The following is a 16372-nucleotide window of genomic DNA, read 5'->3' as shown; positions in this document are numbered from 1 at the left end:
GGGCTCAGTCATCCGACGGAGCCCTACCCGCCGATCGCGGAGGGCCGCAGCTCCCGCAGGGTGCGGAATCCGCTCTGCTTCGCCGCGCCGAGCACCGAGGCGACGAGCCCGATGCCGAGCCACAGCACGAGCACCCCGACCGCGCCCGCGAGCGTGCCGCCGCTGCCGCCGTACATGAGCTGCCGGAGGCCGTCGACGGCGTGCGCCATCGGCAGCGCCTGGTGCAGCGCGGCGAGCGGACCGGGGAGCGTCTGCCACGGGAAGGTGCCGCCCGCGGTGACGAGCTGCACGACCATGAGCAGCAGTCCGAGGAACTGCCCGACGCTCCCGAGCCAGACGTTGAGCGCGAGCACGATCGCGGCGTAGGCCGCCGTGGTCAGCGCCATGAACGCGATCATGCCGACCGGGTCCGCGATCTGGAGATGCAGCGGCCCGGCGACGACGGCGAACAGGCCGAGCATCTGGATGACGCCGAGCGCGGCCGGCACGGCCCAGCCCGCGAGCGCGGTCGCCATCGGCGTGCGGCGCGCGGTGAGCGCACGACGCGACAGCGGCCGCACGAGCAGGAACAGCGCGTAGATGCCGATCCAGGCCGCGAGGCTGATGAAGAACGGCGCGAGGCCGGCGCCGTAGTCGGGCGCCTCGGTGATCGCGTCCTGCTTCACGACGACCGGGTCGGCGAGCGCGGCGGCCATGGCCTTCCGGTCGGCCGCGGTGGTCGCGGGGGTGTCGTCGACGCCCTGCTGCAGCGAGCTCTGGAGCGTCGTGGCGCCGTCCTGCAGCTGCGTCGTGCCGTCCGCGAGCTGGGCGGCCCCGGTCGCCGCCGACGAGGCGCCGGAGGCCAGCTGCGCCGCGCCCGTGCTCGCCGAGGACGCGCCGGCCGCGAGCTGGTCCGCGCCCGTCTTCGCCGACGAGATCCCGTCGCGCAGCGCCGTCGAGGAGGAGGACAGCGTGCCCGCGCCGGCCGCCACCTGCGACGCGCCGCTCGCGAGCTCGGAGCCCGGCGCGGAGGCGGTCACCAGCTGGTCGAGCGCCGCCTGCACCTTCGCCTTCGTCACCGGGTCGGTGAGGGACGCGTCGAGCTGCTGCAGCACGTAGGCGCGCGCCTGGACGGTGCCGGCGTTGAGCGTGCCGACGCCCTGCGACACCTGCTGCGCCCCGGACGCCAGGCGTCCGGTCTGGTCGGGCAGTGACGCCGTCGAGCTCTGCAGCGTCGTGAGGCCGGTGTCGAGGGAGGCCGCCCCCGACCGCAGCTGCGCGGTGCCGTCGGCGAGGGAGGCCGAGCCGGTCGCGAGCGCGGCCGTGCCGTCGGCGAGCTGCGCCGCGCCGTCGTGCGCGGCGGTCGCGCCGTCGGCGAGCTGTCCGGCGCCGTCCGCGGCATCCGAGAGCCCGCCGCGCAGGTCGGCGACGCCGTCGAGCAGCTGGAGGGAGGCGGTGCGGCCGACGCTCTTCGCGACGGCCGCGCCGACCCGCTCCGCCGCCTGCTTGGCGATGGTGGTCGAGAGGTAGGCGTTCGTGTCGTCGGTGATGAGGCGCAGGTCGGCCTTCGCCGGCGAGCTGCCGGAGGCCGAGGCGAGGTCGGCGGAGAACCCGGCCGGGAACACGAGCGCGAAGTCGTAGCGGCCCGACTCGACGCCGGTGCGGGCGGCGGAGGCCGACACCTCGTGCCAGTCGAAGTCCTTGGAGTCGAGCACGTCGTCCGCGGCCTCGCGGCCCAGCACGCGGTGCGCGCCGTCGAGCTCGGCGCCGCGGTCCGCGACGACGATCGCGGCGGGCACGCGGTCGAGGGCGCCGTACGGGTCCTTGTTGCCCCAGAGGTAGAGGCCGCCGTAGACGACCGGGATGAACATGAGCGCGATCAGCGAGATCGTGCTCATGCGCTCCGCCGTGATGCGTGCGAGCTCCGCGCGCGCCGCCGTCAGGAACGTCCTCATCGGTGTTCGTCCTCCGTGGTCGGGGTGGTGTCGGTCTGTGTATCGGCGTCGGCGTCGGCGTCGGTGTCCGGCTCGGAGTCGGGCTCCGGCTCCGGGTCGGTGCGCGGCGTGTCGAGTGGCCCCGCGGCGCCGAGCTCGCGGAGCAGCCCCGCGGTCGGCTGGTCGGTGACGATCACGACGGCGGTGCCGTCGTCCGCGACGCGCTGGAGGGCCGGCATCCACTCGCGCGGGTCGCCGCCGTGGCGCTCCGGCGAGGTGACGACGAGCGCCTCGACGCCGGGACGCCGCAGCGCGAGCCACGACAGCAGGCGGATGCGGTCCGCCGCGGGCAGCAGGTCCATCCGGGTGCGTACGGCGTCGCCGAGGCCGTGCTCGGCCAGCACCGCGGCGACCGCCGCGCGCCCGGCCGGCAGCCCGGCGAACGCGAGCTCCTCGGCGACGACGGTGCCGAGCTTGAGCCCCGGGCCGGGCTCGGAGGCGAACGGGGTGTCGACGACGGCGACACGGCGGCGGAGGGCGGCGGCATCCGCTCGTCCGTCGGCGAGCACCCGGCCGGCGTCCGGGCGCACCCGGCCGCCGAGCAGCAGCGAGACGAGGCGCGGGCGCTGATCTGTCTCGACCGCGAGCGCGACGGGCGTGCCGGGCGCGGCGGCGAGGTCGAACGCCGGCACCTCGGCATCCCTTCCGTCGCCCAGGGCGGCGGCGTCGGCGACGAGCCTCATCGTGCGCCGCCCTCGGCCGGCGCGGCGACGACGGCGATGGCGGCGGTCGGCGGCCAGAGCTCGTCGACGCGCGGACGCGGCGCGATGATCTCGGGGTGCTCGGCGAGCAGCGCGGCGGTCTCGCCCGCGCCGAGGCCGACGACCCCGAGCGCGATGCGGACGACGAGGTCGCGCCCGGCGTCGGCGTCGAGCCCGTCGCGGATGGTGGTCGGGAACAGCGAGATGACGGCGTCCTCGACGATGCGGGCGAGGCGGTCGGCCGGGATGTCGTCGCGCAGGCCGCGACCGGCCCCCTCGGCGATCGTGTCGGCGATGCGGCGGCGCAGCGGCTCCAGGCCGCGTTCGACGATCGGCATCCGTCCGCTCGAGAGCGTCATCACGGTCATGGCGCGGATGGAGGCGACGTCGTCCCAGGCCGCCGCGGCGATGAGGGCGAGGCGCACGACCGGGTCGGGGTGATCGACGCCCGCGACGGCCTGGACGACGCGGCGGGTGCCGGTCTCGGCCAGGGCGGCGAGCAGCGCGTCGCGGTTGGGGAAGTGGCCGTACATCGTGCGCCGGCTCAGCCCGGCGTAGGTGGCGATGGACTCGAGGCTCGTCGCGGGGTCGCGGTTGAGCAGCACGCGAGCGGCCTCGAGCAGGGCCTCGCGGTTCTCGGCGGCGTCACGTCGCGGCGCACGGGTGTCGGTCATGCGATCAGGATAGCACCAACTTGCACAACACTGTGCAAGTTCAGGACGCGGACCTCCGGATCCGCCGTCATCTCCTCGGGGGTCGACAGGGCGGTCCGATAGGCTGGGGTGTAATCCCACCCGACCTGAGAGGGAGATGCCCATGCCCGCGATCGTGCTCATCGGTGCCCAGTGGGGCGACGAGGGGAAGGGCAAGGCCACCGACCTGCTCGGCAGCCGCGTCGACTACGTCGTCAAGTTCAACGGCGGCAACAACGCCGGCCACACCGTCGTGGTCGGCGACGAGAAGTACGCCCTCCACCTGCTCCCGTCCGGCATCCTGTCGCCCGGCGTCGTGCCGGTCATCGCGAACGGCGTCGTCGTCGACATCGAGGTGCTGTTCCAGGAGCTCGACGCGCTCGCCGCGCGCGGCGTCGACGTGTCGCGGCTGCTCGTCAGCGCGAGCGCCCATGTGATCACGCAGTACCACCGCACGCTCGACAAGGTCACCGAGCGCTTCCTCGGCAAGCGCCAGATCGGCACCACCGGCCGCGGCATCGGCCCGAGCTACGCGGACAAGATCAACCGCGTCGGCATCCGCATCCAGGACCTGTTCGACGAGAACATCCTGCGGCAGAAGGTCGAGGGCGCTCTCGACCAGAAGAACCATCTGCTGGTCAAGATCTACAACCGGCGCGCGATCGGCGTCGACGAGATCGTCGACGACCTGCTCGGCTACGTCGAGCGCCTGCGGCCGATGGTCGCCGACACCGGCCTCGTGCTCAACCGCGCGCTCGACGAGGGCAAGACGGTGCTCTTCGAGGGCGGCCAGGCCACCATGCTCGACGTCGACCACGGCACCTACCCGTTCGTCACGTCGTCGAACGCGACGAGCGGCGGCGCGGCCACCGGCTCGGGCGTCGCTCCCAACCGCTTCGAGCGGGTCATCGCCGTCGTCAAGGCGTACACGACCCGCGTCGGCTCCGGGCCGTTCCCGACCGAGCTGTTCGACGAGTGGGGCGAGTTCCTCTCCGACCGCGGCGCCGAGTTCGGCACCACCACGGGTCGCCGCCGCCGCACCGGCTGGTACGACGCCCCGATCGCCCGCTACGCGGCCCGCGTCAACGGCGTCACCGACTTCGTGCTGACGAAGCTCGACGTGCTCACCGGGCTCGAGCGCATCCCGGTCTGCGTCGCGTACGACGTCGACGGCGTGCGGCACGACGAGGTGCCGGTCAACCAGACCGACTTCCACCACGCGACGCCGATCTACGAGGAGCTGCCGGGCTGGAGCGAGGACATCTCGGGCGCCCGGGAGTTCTCCGACCTGCCGCAGGCGGCGCAGGACTACGTGCTCGCGCTCGAGCGGATGTCCGGCTCGCGGATGTCCGCGATCGGCGTCGGCCCCGGCCGCGACGCGATCGTGGTTCGGCACGACCTGCTCTGAGGGGGGCACCCCTGTGATGATCGCCGCGCGGTCCCTCAGGATGCCGCGGATATGACACGGCGGTCCGGAGACGACGCGGCGGACGGTGGCATCGGTGCGGGCGCGGCCCGGATCCCGCGGCTCGTCCTCCTGAACGGCGCGCCGGCGAGCGGCAAGTCCACGCTCGCGCGGCGGTGGTGGGCCGCGCATCCCGGCAGCGTCGTGGTCGACATCGACGCGGTGCGCGCCACGGTGTCCGGCTGGCTCGACGACCCCGCGTCCGGGCTGCTGCCCCGCCGCATGGCGCTCCGGATGATCGGCGAGGCGCTCGCAGACGGACGCGACGTGATCGTGCCGCAGTTCCTCGCGAAGCCGGAGTTCTGGGACGCCCTGGCGGCGGTCGCCGCGGACCGCGGCGCGCGCTTCGTCGAGCTCGTCCTCGTCGCGGACGCGGACGAGCTGGCCGACCGGTTCGCGGCCCGGTCGGCGGCGGCCGTCGGCACCGACGGCATCGAGGCGGACGCCGCCGCGCTGCAGGCACGGGTCGGCGGCGACGTGCGCGCGCAGCAGGAGCGGATGCTCGAGCTCGCGGCGATCCGCCCCGGCGCGGTGCGGATCACGTCGCATCCGGGCCGGGTGGATGCCGCGCTCGCCGAGGTCACAGCCGCGATCGACGCCGCCGGCTGACGGTCCGGGGTGATGCTCCCGAATGAAGGAGCGGCGTCGCCGATGGCCTCGGATGACGAGCATCCGGGACCAGCGGCGGGCCGATGTCCTTCATTCGGCAGGAAGTGCGGCGGGATGGAGCTCAGCCGCGCGAGCGCTCGGGACGGTTCCGGCGGACGCGGCGAGCGACCAGCAGGCCGGCGCCGGCGCCGAGCAGCGCGAGCGCGGCGGCGAGGCCGCCCAGCGCATCCGTGCCGGTGACTGCGAGGGCCGCGGCCGCGGCGGCGGGCTGGCTGATCACGTCGACGCCGACCGCGAAGCTGAGCACCTCGCCGGCCGGGTCGAGGCCGTTGATCTGGAGCGACTCGACGCCGAAGTCGCCGGAGGCCGGCACGGCGACCGTCGCGCCGAACGAGCCGTCGGCGCCCACCGGCACCGCGCCGTCGAGCAGCACGCCCGAGCGGAGCAGCCACAGGTCGAGCGTGCTGCCGGCCTGGAAGCCCGATCCGGTGATCCGGAGCGATCCGCCGCGCACGGTCGAGAGCGTGCCGCCGACCGGACGGACCACGGCGCCGTTCATGTCGAGGCTCTGGATGCGCAGCGATCCGCCGCCGGCCGCGACGACGATCGCGTCGCCGTCCGCGTTCAGCGTCGCCGACCCGCCGGCGCCGTTCAGCGACGAGGAGGCGGTGCCGGCCGTCTGGTCGGGCAGCGTCGAGGTGGTGCCGCTCTCGGTGCGCACGGGAGCCAGCACCGGGGTGCCGGGCTCGGGGGCGCTCGCCGCACCCGGGCCGGCCGCGTTGATCGCGCGGACGACGACCGGGTACTCGTTGCCGTTGATCAGGCCGGTGATGCGCAGCGGGGTGCCGGCGGCGGCCGCCGCGACCGGAGCCGCGGCCAGGAGGCGCACGACGGGCGCGGGGACGGCGCCCGTGGTGCCGGCCGGGGCGGTGCGCCAGGTGGCGCCGCCGTCGACCGAGTACTCGTAGCCGGTGATCGCCGCGCCGCCGTCGTCCGCGGGCGCCGTGAACGACACGAGCAGCGTGCGGTTGCTCGCGGCGATCGAGTCGATGACCGGAGCGGTCGCGGCGCGGCGCGGGGCGGTGGAGGCCGTCTCGCTCGCCTGGCCGGCGCCCGCCGCGTTGAGCGCGGAGACGCGGTAGTCGGCGCGGGTGCCGTTGACGAGGCCGGTCAGCGTCGCGGTGGTCGCGGTCGACCCGGTGTCGGCGACCGCGGTCGTCCAGGTGGTGCCGCCGTCGGCCGAGGTCTCGATGAGGTACCCGGTGATCGGGGCGCCGCCGTCGGAGAACGGCGCGTTCCACGACAGCCGGACCTGCTCGTCGCCCGGCGCCGCCGTCAGGACGGTGGTGCGGCCCGGGACGGTGCGCGGGGTGGCCGAGCTCACGTCGCTGTCGGAGCCGAGCCCCGCGAGGTTCCAGGCCGCGACGCGGAACGACGCCGCCTGGCCGTTGACCAGCCCGGTCACGGTGAAGTGCGTCGCGGTCGAGCCGGTGTCCTCGCTCGCGGTGGTCCAGGTGGTGCCGCCGTCGGTCGAGTACTGCACGCGGTAGCCCGTGACGGGGCGGCCGTTGTCGTGCGCCGGGGCGGTCCAGTCGAGGTCGACGCGGCGGTCCTTCGGCGTCGCGGTCGGCGCCAGCGGCGCATCCGGCCTGTCGTACGGCGTGAGCACGGCGCTCGCCGTGCCATAGCTGCCGACGCCGGTGGCGTTGATGCCGGCGACGCGCACCCGGATCTGCTGACCCGGGGTCAGGCCCGTCAGCAGCGCGTTGGTCGCGGTGGTGCCGGTGTTCTCGACGGCCGTCGTCCAGGTCGTGCCGTCGGGCGAGGTCTGGATGCGGTAGCCGGTGATCGCCGAGCCGCCGATCCAGGTGGGCGCGGTCCAGCTCGTCGAGGCGGTGCGGATGCCGGCGGTGGCGAGGGTCGCGGAGGTCGCGCCCGGTCCGGTCTCCGGCACGTCGAGCTTGACGGTCAGCGTCTGCTGCGCGGTCTTCGCCGGCCCGCCCGTGCTCTGGTCGGGCGAGGAGACGGCGAGCGTGAACGACTCGGAGTCATCGGTCTGCCGCGCGTCGGCGGTCGCCGAGTCGGGCACGAGCACGTACCGGCCGGTGGCCGAGTCGAGGCGCAGCACGCCGTAGCGGCCCGCCTTGCTGTGCGTGTAGGCGACGCCGTTCACGGTCGCCGGGTCGGCGACGCCGCCCGCGATCGAGTAGGTCAGGCCGGTGCTGTCGGGGTCGGTGACGGGCAGCGTGCCGCCGACCGGCGCGAAGGTCTGCGCGGCCTCGACGTTGGTCAGCGTGATCGACGGGATCGCCGAGAACACCGGGTCGTCGTCGACGGGCGTGATCGCCACGGAGACCGTGCCGGCGTTCGAGACGCCGGTCTGGTCGGACGCGGTGATCTTCACGGTGCGGCTCAGCGCCGGGTTGTCGGACGAGTTCGCGTACTGCAGCTTCTGCGCGATCTGCGACACGACGGCATCCGTCGCCTGCGCCTGCGTGGCGCCCTGCACCCGCACGTTGTCGAGCAGCAGGGTGGCGCCGGCCGCCTGGCCGCAGGTGAGGTCGTGCGTACCGGCGACGAACACGAAGCGGTACTTGCCGCTGGCCGGGACGGCTGTGTTCTTCGAGATCCAGGCGTTGGTGTTGCCGCCGGTGGCGTCGAGCACCGTGGTCTGCGCGCCGGTGGCGACGTTGAGGATGTAGCCGAAGACGTGGTAGTCGTCCGAGCCGTTGTAGGCGCGCCAGTCGAAGCCGATGGTGTCGCCCGCGGCGGCCGAGAAGGGCTCGCTGTAGACCGCCGGCCCGTGCACGACGTCGCAGCCGCGCGCCGTCGTCATGTTCGAGGTGAGCTGCAGGCTGTAGAGCCCCTCGGTCTTGAGGGACGAGTTGCGGGAGATCGTGTACGTCGCGCCGCTGAGGGGCGCCACGTCGTCGTTGAGCGGCTGGCGTGCCTGGCCCGGGAAGTAGGTGCTGTTGTCCTGCGACGTGAAGCCGGCGATCTGGGTGACGCCGAGGTCGATCCGGCTCTGGATCGAGGTCCAGCCCGCGATGGACGAGCCGGTGATCGACTCGAAGCTCGGGTTGGTGAACTGCGTGGCGAGGTCGACGCGCAGCGCGCCGTTCGCTCCCGACCGCGCCGAGTTCACGGTGCCGACGACATCCGCGCGCGTGCCGGTGCCGACGTAGACCGTGCTGCCGACGATGCTGACGACGCCGGACGCGGTGCTCGCCGTGGCGACCGACAGCAGCGACAGGGTCTCCGCGGCGGTGCCGCCGTCGACGGCGAAGTCGACGTAGCCGCCGCCGTAGTTGCCGCCGCCGGTCACCGTCACGTTCGTGCCGATCTGCACGGGGGGCGCCTGCTCGGTGTACGCCACGGGCGTCGCCGAGCCGGTGACGACGGGTGCCGCGTCCGCCGGCAGGACGCCGAGGGCGAGAGCGGCGCATCCGGCGACCGCCGAGATGGCGAGCCCCTTCGCGGCGAGCTGACGAGCGCGTGCGCGCGGGCGCAGAAGCATGAGGTCCTCGGGTGGGATCGGGCGCCGCACGTCCGCGCGCGCCCGAGATGGCGTCGCGGCGTCTGTCGGGAAGAAGACGACGGCTCCGCTGATCGTCGCCGATCCGCCACCCGTCGTCTGCCCCCTCTTCTGGGCGATCGTGTCGCCGCCCCAGTAGTGGGTGTAGCGCGGTACCGTACCGCGGCCTGCGAGGATCGGACGGTGACCGCGCACCGCCCCGATCCCGCACCGCTGACCGGCCGGTACCTCCGGCTCGAGCCGTTCGACGCCGACGCCCACGCGGAGGGCCTCTGGGCCGCGACCGGCCGCGCCGAGGTCTTCGCCGGCGGCTACGGCGGCGGGCCCGGCGGCCTCCCCGCGGACGGCCCCGCCTACCGGGCCTGGATCTCCGGCTACGGCACCGGGCCGGACGCGATCAAGCTCGTCGCGCGGCTCATCGGCGGCGCGCACGACGGCCGCATCGTCGGCTCCTCGACGCTCGGCGACCTCGACGAGACCCGCGAGGCGGCGCACATCGGCTGGACCGCGTGGGATCCGCGGGTCTGGGCGACGACGGTCAACCCGGAGGCGAAGCTGCTCATGCTCTCGCTCGCCTTCGACCACGGCTTCGGCCGTGTCAAGCTGCAGGCCGACGACGCGAACGCCCGCTCCCGCGCCGCGATCGAGAAGCTCGGTGCGACGTTCGAGGGCGTGCTGCGCCGCGACCGGGTGCGCGCCGACGGCTCGTTCGGCGGCACCGCGATCTACTCGATCCTCCGCGACGTCGAGTGGCCCGCCGTGCGCGCGGGGCTCGAGGCGCGGATCGCCGCCGCGGACGGCCCGGTCCGGCTCCGCGACCTGGGCTGAGCATCCGCGTGCCCGGCTGAGCATCCGTCATCCCGGCGGATGACGCGGGGCGGCCGGAGTCGGTCGCGGGCCGGACGCCGCCGCCGAGGCTCCCGGGGGAGCCTGGGGCCATGACCGACATCGTCCCCCCGCTCGGCGGCGCCCCGCTGCAGCGCACCGTCCCCCTGCTCAGCGCCCGCGGGATCATCAAGCGCTACGCGCAGACCACGGCGCTCGGCGGCGTCGACCTCGACATCGCGGCCGGCGAGTCCGTCGCGGTCATGGGCGCCTCCGGATCCGGCAAGACGACCCTGCTGCACTGCCTGGCCGGCATCACCGCACCCGACGCGGGCAGCATCCGCTTCGCCGGCCCGACCGGCGCGATCGAGCTGGCAGGGATGACGGACGGCGACCGCTCGCGGCTGCGCCGGGAGTCGTTCGGCTTCGTCTTCCAGCAGGGGCTCCTCGTGCCGGAGCTCACCGCGATCGAGAACGTCGCGCTCGCGCTGATGATCGACGGCTCGCCGCGCCGCGCGGCGGAGGCCCAGGCGGCGACGCGGCTCGCCGATCTCGGGCTCGCGGGCCTCGAGGACCGCCGCATCGGGCAGCTCTCGGGCGGCCAGGCGCAGCGCGTGGCGATCGCCCGCGCGCTCGTGACCGGCGCGCCGCTGATCTTCGCGGACGAGCCGACCGGCGCCCTCGACTCGCGCACGTCGGCCGACGTGATGGACGCGCTCATGCTCACGGTCAGCGCGCACGGCCGCACGCTCGTGGTCGTGACGCACGACGCCGACGTGGCCGCGCGGTGCGCCCGCACCGTGCACATGGCCGACGGCCGCATCCTGCTCGAGCAGAGCCGGCTGGAGCAGGCCCCGCAGGAGCAGGGCGCATGACCGCGCTCCGCCTCACCTGGATGTTGACCCGGCCGAGCCGGGCCGGCGTCGGCCTCACCGTGCTGCCGGTGGTCGCGTTCGCCGTCGTCACGGCGCTCGTGCTCGCCGTGCTCGGGGGTGCGCAGACCTTCTGGCGCGACGACGACGATCCTGACGCGTTCGCCTACCGCTTCCTCTCGCTCGTCGCGCTGGCGCTGCTCGTCGTGCCGTTGCTCGGACTCGGTGGCGCCGCCGCGCGGCTCGCCGCCCGTCGCCGCGACGACCGGCTCGCGACGCTGCGGCTGCTCGGCGCCACCGTGCCGGCGGTCGGCGCCATGGCCGTGATCGAGGCCGGGGTGCTCGCGCTCGCCGGGGCGCTGGCCGGCGGGCTGCTGTCGCTCGGCATCGCCCCGCTCATCGGGCTCATCCCGTTCCGCGGCGAGCGGCTCGGCACGGGCGCGGTGCTCGTCGCGCCCGGCGGCGTCGTCGCGGTGATCGCCGTCATGGTGCTCATCGCCGTCGTCAGCGCCGCGCTCGGGCTCCGCCGCGTCGTGCTCTCGCCGCTCGGCGTCCGGCTGCGCACAAATGCCCCGCGCCAGCCCTGGATCGGCGCCGTGGTCGGCGTCGTGCTGGTCGGCGCCGGGTCGGCGGTCGTCTCGGTGATCACCCGGCAGCCGGACACCGGCCTCATGCTCGCGGTGCTCGGCACCGTCTTCGGCGGCACGCTCGCGCTGCTCAACCTCATCGGACCCCCGGTCGTCGCGCTCGCCGCCCGGATCCGCGTGCGCAAGGCGCGCACTGCGGCGTCCCTGCTCGCGGCGCGCGGCATCCTCGAGTCGCCGCGCGAGGCGTGGCGGCAGGTCGCCGGCGCCGCGATGACGACCTTCATGGCCGTGTTCACCGGCATCGGCGTCGGTCTGCTCGGCACGGTCGGCGGCGGCGGTGAGGACACGCTGCTCACCGACATCCGCACCGGCGTCATCGTCACGATCGCCGGCTCGTTCCTCATGATCGCCTGCTCGGTCGGCGTCACCCAGGCGGCGTCCGTGCTCGACCGGGCGGAGCTGTCTCGCAGCCTCGCGCGGCTCGGGACCCCCGTCCGCACCGTCGACGGCGCACGGCGCGGCGCGGTGCTCGTGCCGCTGCTCGTCACGACGCTCGGGTCCGCCGCGTGCGCCGCGGTCGTGCTGCTGCCGCTCACGGGCATCGCGCTCATCGTCGCGCCCGGGTCGCTGCTGACCATCGCGGTCTCGATCGCGGCGGGCATCGGGCTCGTGCTGCTCGGCATCCTCGGCACCCGTCCGCTGCTGCTGCGGGTGATGGCCGAACCCGCCTGAGCCGCGTCCGGCCCGAGCCGCGTCCGGCCCGGTCCCGGCCGAGCCGGATCGGTACGCTGTCGAGCATGGCTGAGCAGGCACCGCGCATCCCGTCGGACGCCGAGGACGCACGCGCGGAGCTCGCGGCGATCCGGCTGTCGATCGACAACATCGACGCCGCCCTCGTGCACCTCCTCGCCGAGCGGTTCAAGTTCACGCAGAAGGTGGGCCGGCTCAAGGCGGCGCACGCCATGCCGCCGAGCGACCCGGACCGCGAGCGCACCCAGATCGCCCGCCTCCGCGAGATCGCCCTCGCCGCGCAGCTCGATCCCGCGTTCGCCGAGAAGTGGTTCAACTTCGTCGTCGCCGAGGTCATCCACCACCACGAGCGTCTCGCAGCCGGCGACGCCTGAGCGCTCGCCTACCGCCCGCTCCACTGACGACACCCGCTGGCTGAGGGAGGCCGTCGACGACGACGCCGGCGCGCCTCCTCAGCCGGCGGCGCCGTGCACGGCTTGCGCTCGAATCCTCCGCGGCGTATATTCCACGTGGAATAATCAGCACGGAGCACCGGAAGGGATGAACACGTGTCCGCACTGCTCACCCCGCTCGCGATCGCGGCCCTCGCGCTGCTGCGCGAGCATCCGATGCACCCGTACGAGATGTTCCAGCTCATGATGAAGCGGCACGCGGACCGGCTGATCAAGGTCCGGCCGGGCTCGCTGTACCACACCGTCGACCGCCTCGCCCGGCAGGGCCACGTCGAGGCGACCGGCACCGAGCGCGAGGGCAACCGGCCCGAGCGCACCACCTACCGCATCACCGACGCCGGGGCCGCGCTGCTCCAGGAGAGCGTCATCGACCTGCTCGGGCAGCGCGCCGAGGAGTACCCCGTCTTCCCGGTGGGGCTCTCCGAGGCGCACAACATCCCGCCCGAGCTCGTCGCCGAGATGCTCGATCGCCGGCAGGTCGCCGCGCGCGGCGCCGTCGAGTCGCTGCGTGCCGGGATCGCCTCCATGGAGGGGCGCGACGTGCCCCCGGCGTACTACATCGACGTGACCTACGGGCTGGCCATGGCCGAGGCCGAGGCGGCGTGGATCGACGGGCTCATCGCCCGCCTCCGCGACGGCTCCCTCAGCTGGCCGGCCTTCACCCCCGACTGGAACCCCCTCGAGAACGACAAGGGAAGAGAATGAACACCCCCGTCACGAAGCCCTGGCCCGCGCTCTGGTCGCTGGTCGTCGGCTTCTTCATGATCCTGATCGACACCACCATCGTGTCGGTCGCCAACCCGGCCATCATGTCCGGCCTCGACACCGACATCACCAACGTCATCTGGGTGACGAGCGCCTACCTGCTCGCTTACGCGGTGCCGCTGCTGATCACCGGCCGCCTCGGCGACCGCTTCGGCCCGAAGAACCTGTACCTGGTCGGCCTCACCGTCTTCACGCTGGCCTCTCTCTGGTGCGGGCTCTCGGGTGACATCGTCTGGCTCATCGTCGCCCGCGTCGTGCAGGGGCTCGGCGCCGCGCTGATGACCCCGCAGACGATGGCCGTCATCACCCGGATCTTCCCGCCGGACCGCCGCGGCGCCGCCATGGGCATCTGGGGCTCGGTCGCCGGCATCGCCACGCTCGTCGGCCCGATCCTCGGCGGCGTGCTCGTCGACACCCTCGGCTGGGAGTGGATCTTCTTCATCAACCTGCCGGTCGGCGTCGTCGGCTTCCTGCTCGCCCTCCGCTTCGTGCCGAAGCTCGAGACGCACAGCCACAGCTTCGACTGGTTCGGCGTCATCCTGTCGGCGATCGGCATGTTCCTGCTCGTCTTCGGCATCCAGGAGCTCAACAGCGACAGCATCCCCGGCGCCACGGTGTGGACGATGATCGTCGTCGGCATCGTCGTGATCGTCGGCTTCGTGGTCTGGCAGGCGCTGAACCGCAAGGAGCCGCTGCTGCCGCTCGGCCTGTTCCGCGACCGCAACTTCTCGCTCGCGAACGGCGCCATCACGGCCGTCGGCTTCACCATCACCTGCATGTCGCTCCCCCTGGTGTTCTACTTCCAGGTCGTGCTCGGCTTCTCGCCGACCCAGTCGGCGCTCATGCTGCTGCCGATGGCCATCCTGTCGATCCCGGTCGCGCCGCTCGTCGGCCGCGCCCTCGACCGGATGAACCCGAAGTGGTTCGCGCTCATCGGCACCGCGCTGTTCTGCGTGGCGCTGTTCCTCTACTCGGCGCTGATCAGCCCGGACGTCGACTGGCCGTGGCTGCTCATCCCGAGCGGCATCATGGGCATCGGATCGGGCTTCATGTGGGCGCCGATCTCGAACACCGCGACCCGCAACCTGCCGCTGCAGAAGGCGGGCGCCGGCTCGGGCGTCTTCAACACGACCCGCCAGGTCGGCTCGGTGATCGGATCGGCGTCCATCGCGGCGCTCATCGAGTCGCGGCTCGCGGCGGAGTTCGACAAGGCCGGGTTCGGCGGTGCCGCGGCCGGCGGCGGGAGCGAGGCCTCCTTCTCCGGCGCGACCCTCCCCGAGATGCTGCACGCCCCGTTCACCGCGGCCATGTCGCAGGTGCTCCTGCTGCCGGCGTTCGTGATCATCGTCGCCTTCGTGCTGGCGCTGTTCTTCGCCAAGCCCGTGCGCCGCGAGGGCTGGGGCGCCCCGGCCGGTGCGCCCGCTCCGGCGGCCGCGGAGGCCGCACCGGAGCGCGCGCCGGTCGCCGAGTAGCGCGACGAGCACGAGCGCGGCCGCCCTGGACCCGAACCAGGGACGGCCGCGCCGTGCATCCCGCGGAGCATCCGGACCCGAACCGGGATCCGCGGGGTTCCGCCCGGCGGAGCCGGGGGAGCGATCGGGACGTCCGCGTCCCTGGTCGTGACGGGGCTCAGTGCCCCAGGTTCCTGTGCGCGGTCACCTGCGCGGCGGTGAGCGCGGTCGTGTAGACCGCCACGTCGTCGAGCTGCCCGGCGAACGGCTGTCCGCCCTGGAACAGCCCGAGCCAGCCGCTGAGGCTGTCGTAGCCGATGCGCCAGTAGCCGGAGTAGTTCTCGGAGGTCACCGCGTTCGCGTTCGTGCCGACCGAGACCCCGTCGAGGTAGAGCTTCATGCCGGTGCCGGCACCGCCCGTGGTGCCGTCCATGACGGCGATCACGTGGTGCCAGGCGCCGTCGTTCACGCTCGCGGTCGAGACGATCGTGCGGGCGGTGAGGTTGTTGACGCCGAAGACGAGCTTGCCGTTGGCGTCGATGAAGATGTGCCGGTCGTAGGTGCCGGAGCCGCCCGTGGCCGCGTTGCCGAAGCCGATGATCTTCTCGGAGTTCGAGGTGGTCTTGAACCAGGCCTCGAGGCTGAAGGTCTGCGGGGCGGCGACCGCGCCGCCGCCCGCGGTGACGACGCCGGCGGTGGTGCCGGGCAGCGTCACGTACGGCGACGGCGAGACCGTGCAGGATCCGCCGGTGCGGGTCACGCCGGTGCCGAGGGATCCGGTCCGCCCGTTGGCCGAGCCGTCGGTGACGACCGTGCCGGCCGACTCGGAGAAGCGGTAGTAGAAGTACGGCGAGTCGAGCGGGGCGGTCTGCGAGCACCAGTCGCCGCTCGTCGACTGCGCGGCGAGGCTGTTCGCGGAGTTCGACGCGGTCGCGGCGAACGCGGCGTGCGCGCCCGTCGAGACGACGAGCGCGGCGACGGCGGCGACGCCGGTGGCCCCGAGCACGAGGCGGATGCGCGGCACGGCGCGACGCGGGGCGCGGCGCGGGCGGATCGGCGTCGAGCCCGAGTCGGAGTCGCGGCGACGGCGGCGCAGCGGGGCGTCGACGGTGGCGAGCGCGGCCATGCCGGCGATGCCGAGGCCCGCGATCGCGATGTCGACCCAGCGGCCCTCGCGCGCCCAGACGATCGGCAGCCCGACCCACGGCGCCCGCAGCACGGCGACGCCGCGGATGCGGTCCGCGTCCACGTGCGAGGAGTCGCGGTCGACGTTCGCGTCGCCCTTCGTGATGAGGCGCTTCTCGTCGTCCAGCGCGACGAAGCGGTGCATCCGCAGGCGGCCCGGGTGGTCCGGGTCGTCGACGAGCAGGATGCGGCCGATGGTGACGTCGGCGGCCGAGGCGGGCATCGACACGATGACGTCGCCCGCGAAGAAGCGCGGGGCCATCGAGTTGCTCATGACGGTGGTCGCGGTCCAGCCGAACAGCGTCGGCACGGCGATCCAGAGCAGCGAGCCGCCGAGGCAGAGCAGCACGATCCGGCCGATCGAGGCCACGAGGATCCGGCCCCAGTCGCCCCAGGCGATCGGACGACGCGAGCCCTGCTCGTCGGACGCCGGGGTCGGCGCCGCCGCGGGAGAGTCCGCGGTCTCGAGCAGGGCGGTCATGGGGTTCCTGATCCTCGTCGGGTGAGGGT

13 protein-coding genes are annotated in these 16372 nt (G+C 73.9%); 8 read left to right on the top strand and 5 right to left on the bottom strand.

Annotated elements, in window-relative coordinates:
* Nucleotides 1–23: 23 nt before the first annotated feature.
* The 3 genes from AC1RSJ_RS07705 to AC1RSJ_RS07695 are packed head-to-tail and all read right to left on the bottom strand — an operon-like array spanning nucleotide 24 to nucleotide 3348.
* Nucleotides 24–1934, bottom strand: coding sequence for a YhgE/Pip family protein (locus AC1RSJ_RS07705; RefSeq protein WP_493117771.1), 1911 nt, complete (start codon nucleotides 1932–1934; stop codon nucleotides 24–26).
* Complete coding sequence (locus tag AC1RSJ_RS07700) at nucleotides 1931–2656, bottom strand: hypothetical protein (RefSeq protein WP_493117770.1); 726 nt, start codon at nucleotides 2654–2656, stop codon at nucleotides 1931–1933. Before AC1RSJ_RS07700 ends, AC1RSJ_RS07705 begins: the two co-directional genes overlap by 4 nt.
* Nucleotides 2653–3348 carry a TetR/AcrR family transcriptional regulator gene (locus tag AC1RSJ_RS07695; RefSeq protein WP_493117769.1) on the bottom strand — a complete coding sequence of 232 codons (696 nt, stop codon included), beginning with the start codon at nucleotides 3346–3348 and terminating at the stop codon, nucleotides 2653–2655. Before AC1RSJ_RS07695 ends, AC1RSJ_RS07700 begins: the two co-directional genes overlap by 4 nt.
* A gap of 142 nt (nucleotides 3349–3490) precedes the next feature.
* On the opposite strand from AC1RSJ_RS07695, the gene AC1RSJ_RS07690 reads away from it, so the two are divergent.
* Complete coding sequence (locus AC1RSJ_RS07690; protein ID WP_493117768.1) at nucleotides 3491–4774, top strand: adenylosuccinate synthase; 1284 nt, start codon at nucleotides 3491–3493, stop codon at nucleotides 4772–4774.
* Between the two features lie 51 nt (nucleotides 4775–4825).
* Nucleotides 4826–5440 (top strand): AAA family ATPase, encoded by a 615-nt coding sequence (locus AC1RSJ_RS07685; protein ID WP_493117767.1) that lies wholly within the window; start codon nucleotides 4826–4828, stop codon nucleotides 5438–5440.
* A 121-nt stretch (nucleotides 5441–5561) separates the two neighbouring features.
* On the opposite strand, the gene AC1RSJ_RS07680 is transcribed toward AC1RSJ_RS07685, so the two are convergent.
* Nucleotides 5562–8957, bottom strand: coding sequence for a fibronectin type III domain-containing protein (locus AC1RSJ_RS07680; RefSeq protein ID WP_493117766.1), 3396 nt, complete (start codon nucleotides 8955–8957; stop codon nucleotides 5562–5564).
* A gap of 201 nt (nucleotides 8958–9158) precedes the next feature.
* Between AC1RSJ_RS07680 and AC1RSJ_RS07675 the strand changes: the two genes are divergently transcribed.
* From AC1RSJ_RS07675 to AC1RSJ_RS07650, 6 genes are all read left to right on the top strand, one after another.
* Nucleotides 9159–9803 (top strand): GNAT family N-acetyltransferase, encoded by a 645-nt coding sequence (locus tag AC1RSJ_RS07675; RefSeq protein ID WP_493117765.1) that lies wholly within the window; start codon nucleotides 9159–9161, stop codon nucleotides 9801–9803.
* A 110-nt stretch (nucleotides 9804–9913) separates the two neighbouring features.
* Nucleotides 9914–10675, top strand: coding sequence for an ABC transporter ATP-binding protein (locus tag AC1RSJ_RS07670; protein WP_493117764.1), 762 nt, complete (start codon nucleotides 9914–9916; stop codon nucleotides 10673–10675).
* Nucleotides 10672–11991 (top strand): FtsX-like permease family protein, encoded by a 1320-nt coding sequence (locus AC1RSJ_RS07665; protein WP_493117763.1) that lies wholly within the window; start codon nucleotides 10672–10674, stop codon nucleotides 11989–11991. The genes AC1RSJ_RS07670 and AC1RSJ_RS07665 overlap by 4 nt, the downstream gene beginning before the upstream one ends.
* Nucleotides 11992–12056: 65 nt before the next feature.
* Entirely contained in the window at nucleotides 12057–12383 is a 327-nt protein-coding gene (locus AC1RSJ_RS07660) for a chorismate mutase (RefSeq protein ID WP_493117762.1), read from the top strand.
* A gap of 174 nt (nucleotides 12384–12557) precedes the next feature.
* The gene (locus AC1RSJ_RS07655) at nucleotides 12558–13166 is read left to right on the top strand and encodes a helix-turn-helix transcriptional regulator (protein ID WP_493117761.1); all 609 of its coding nucleotides are present in this window, start codon (nucleotides 12558–12560) and stop codon (nucleotides 13164–13166) included.
* Complete coding sequence (locus AC1RSJ_RS07650; RefSeq protein WP_493117760.1) at nucleotides 13163–14698, top strand: MFS transporter; 1536 nt, start codon at nucleotides 13163–13165, stop codon at nucleotides 14696–14698. Before AC1RSJ_RS07655 ends, AC1RSJ_RS07650 begins: the two co-directional genes overlap by 4 nt.
* A gap of 157 nt (nucleotides 14699–14855) precedes the next feature.
* Here AC1RSJ_RS07650 and AC1RSJ_RS07645 read toward each other — a convergent pair whose 3' ends face one another.
* A complete protein-coding gene (locus tag AC1RSJ_RS07645) occupies nucleotides 14856–16343 on the bottom strand; it encodes a LamG-like jellyroll fold domain-containing protein (protein ID WP_493117759.1) in 1488 nt (495 codons plus the stop codon).
* Nucleotides 16344–16372 lie beyond the last annotated feature (29 nt).

Source organism: Schumannella sp. GW821-FHT10F01 (assembly GCF_058809295.1).
This window is presented reverse-complemented; position numbering and strand designations above follow the sequence as displayed.

Excerpts from the sequence above, each read along its gene's own strand:
- AC1RSJ_RS07660 (WP_493117762.1), top strand. The coding sequence starts at position 12,057 with ATGGCTGAGCAGGCACCGCGCATCCCGTCGGACGCCGAGGACGCACGC.
- AC1RSJ_RS07685 (WP_493117767.1), top strand. The coding sequence starts at position 4,826 with ATGACACGGCGGTCCGGAGACGACGCGGCGGACGGTGGCATCGGTGCG.
- AC1RSJ_RS07705 (WP_493117771.1), bottom strand. The coding sequence starts at position 1,934 with ATGAGGACGTTCCTGACGGCGGCGCGCGCGGAGCTCGCACGCATCACG.
- AC1RSJ_RS07670 (WP_493117764.1), top strand. The coding sequence starts at position 9,914 with ATGACCGACATCGTCCCCCCGCTCGGCGGCGCCCCGCTGCAGCGCACC.
- AC1RSJ_RS07645 (WP_493117759.1), bottom strand. The coding sequence starts at position 16,343 with ATGACCGCCCTGCTCGAGACCGCGGACTCTCCCGCGGCGGCGCCGACC.
- AC1RSJ_RS07690 (WP_493117768.1), top strand. The coding sequence starts at position 3,491 with ATGCCCGCGATCGTGCTCATCGGTGCCCAGTGGGGCGACGAGGGGAAG.
- AC1RSJ_RS07680 (WP_493117766.1), bottom strand. The coding sequence starts at position 8,957 with ATGCTTCTGCGCCCGCGCGCACGCGCTCGTCAGCTCGCCGCGAAGGGG.
- AC1RSJ_RS07665 (WP_493117763.1), top strand. The coding sequence starts at position 10,672 with ATGACCGCGCTCCGCCTCACCTGGATGTTGACCCGGCCGAGCCGGGCC.
- AC1RSJ_RS07650 (WP_493117760.1), top strand. The coding sequence starts at position 13,163 with ATGAACACCCCCGTCACGAAGCCCTGGCCCGCGCTCTGGTCGCTGGTC.
- AC1RSJ_RS07695 (WP_493117769.1), bottom strand. The coding sequence starts at position 3,348 with ATGACCGACACCCGTGCGCCGCGACGTGACGCCGCCGAGAACCGCGAG.
- AC1RSJ_RS07700 (WP_493117770.1), bottom strand. The coding sequence starts at position 2,656 with ATGAGGCTCGTCGCCGACGCCGCCGCCCTGGGCGACGGAAGGGATGCC.